Below are 1775 nucleotides of genomic sequence, written 5' to 3'. Positions count from 1 at the left end.
AAACTTTCCCCTCAATCGCGCTAAAGCACGACCTACAAGAGAGCGCGCGAAACAAGTTTCACGCCTACGATAGAAAACATTAGGCGCTAGGATTTAGGCTCTGGGACGCGATATGAAATCGCTACTACATGTTCGGCGTTAAAACGCCTCCTACACCAAGAGGTGATATTGATGTAGGTCGTCATTTATGGCGACAAGCTTGCAAACTTTACTCTTGTAACTTGCTAACTTTCCCCTTGTAACTTGCTAACTTTACTCTCGCCCCTAGCAACTCGCTAACTTATTCCCCTTTCCCCGGCTTTTTCAAAATCTTGTCTTTAAAATCAAGAACCTTACCAATGCCAGAACCTAGTTTCATTAGGCTTTGAAGTTGTTCAGGGCTTAAGCGTTGTAGCTCTGCTGACCACTTAGTAACGGTTTCGAGCAGGTCGTGAATTTCTTGCATTTGCTGTTGAGCAAAGCGCTCATCGTCAGTGTGGGCTTCTTCTAAAATGTTATCGCGAAGAAGGCTAAGGGTTGGGTCTATCTCGCGCTTTTTACGCTCTTCGAATACGCGGTTGGCCATATCCCAAATGCTGCCAGCAGGGCCGTAGTATTCTTTACGGTCACCCGGAATATGATGCACTTTAATTAAGCGCCAAGACTGTAGCTCTTTAATGCCCATGCTGACGTTTCCGCGCGAGATACTTAAGGTATCGGCAATTTCATTGGCGGTCATTGGCTCTTTAGTAATGGTTAATAATCCACACATTTGACCAATGGTGCGGTTAAAGCCCCAACGGCTACCCATTTCACCGCAGTGCATAACAAAAGCTAAGTTTTTTTCAGATAGGCTCATAATTTTTAGTATTCAAAAATTTCAGAAATTAAATGCTAGCACGCTCGGAGTATAACTAAAAGAAATAGCCACTATGCAATCTGCTACTACTAAAGTGTAGATACGCCACATTTTAAATTTAAGTTATTGAATTTAAATAGTAGTTTAATTAGATGCCGCAGTGATTAGCTATTTGATGTGGATCAATAATAGTGACAGTTAATAAGTTTATCGTATAGGCTGAAATCCAATAATACCATGGAGGAAGGTTATGAAAGCTGCAGTAAATAAAGAGTACAAAGGTAAATTAACTATCGAAGATATCCCATGCCCAGAGGTGGGAATTAACGATGTGCTAGTTAAAATTGCCGCGTGTGGTGTGTGCCACACAGATTTACATGCTTGTCATGGAGATTGGCCAGTCAAACCTAAAATGCCATTAGTACCGGGCCATGAAGGGGTAGGTACTATCGAAAAAGTAGGCGCAAACATTAAACACTTATCAGTAGGCGACCGTGTCGGTGTTCCTTGGTTGTATAGCGCCTGTGGCCATTGTGAGTTTTGTTTAGAAGGTAAAGAAACTTTATGCCTTGAGCAGCACAACACTGGGTATTCAGTCGATGGTGGTTACGCCGAGTACTGTGTAGCCCATGGTGATTACGTGGTGAAAATTCCTGAAGGATTAGGGTTTGCTGAAGCCGCACCTTTATTCTGTGCGGGGGTTACAACCTATAAAGCGCTTAAAGTGACTGATGCAAAAGCAGGCGACTGGGTGGCAATTGTCGGTGTTGGCGGCCTAGGCCATTTAGCAGTGCAATACGCAAAAGCAATGGGCTTTAATGTAATTGCCGTTGATACCGGCGAGAGCAAGTTGGCACTTGCCAAAGAGCTTGGCGCAGACATCACCATAGACTTTATGAAGCAAGTGCCTTCAGAAACCATTTTTGAACAAGTGGGT

The 1775-nt window shown here is 43.5% G+C and carries 2 protein-coding genes; one reads left to right on the top strand and one right to left on the bottom strand.

All coding sequences use genetic code 11. The annotated features are described in order from the left end of the window. Positions 1 to 280: 280 nt before the first annotated feature. Positions 281 to 838, bottom strand: a complete 558-nt coding sequence (locus ACQY6Q_RS02115; protein ID WP_055021667.1) for a GbsR/MarR family transcriptional regulator — start codon at positions 836 to 838, stop codon at positions 281 to 283. Between the two features lie 250 nt (positions 839 to 1088). On the opposite strand from ACQY6Q_RS02115, the gene ACQY6Q_RS02110 reads away from it, so the two are divergent. Continuing rightward, positions 1089 to 1775, top strand: a 687-nt coding sequence (locus ACQY6Q_RS02110) for a zinc-dependent alcohol dehydrogenase (RefSeq protein WP_427977307.1), incomplete at its 3' end; no start/stop codon positions are given.

The sequence above is a fragment of the Agarivorans sp. genome (assembly GCF_050295395.1).
In the GTDB taxonomy this organism is placed as follows: Bacteria; Pseudomonadota; Gammaproteobacteria; order Enterobacterales; family Celerinatantimonadaceae; genus Agarivorans.
This window is presented reverse-complemented; position numbering and strand designations above follow the sequence as displayed.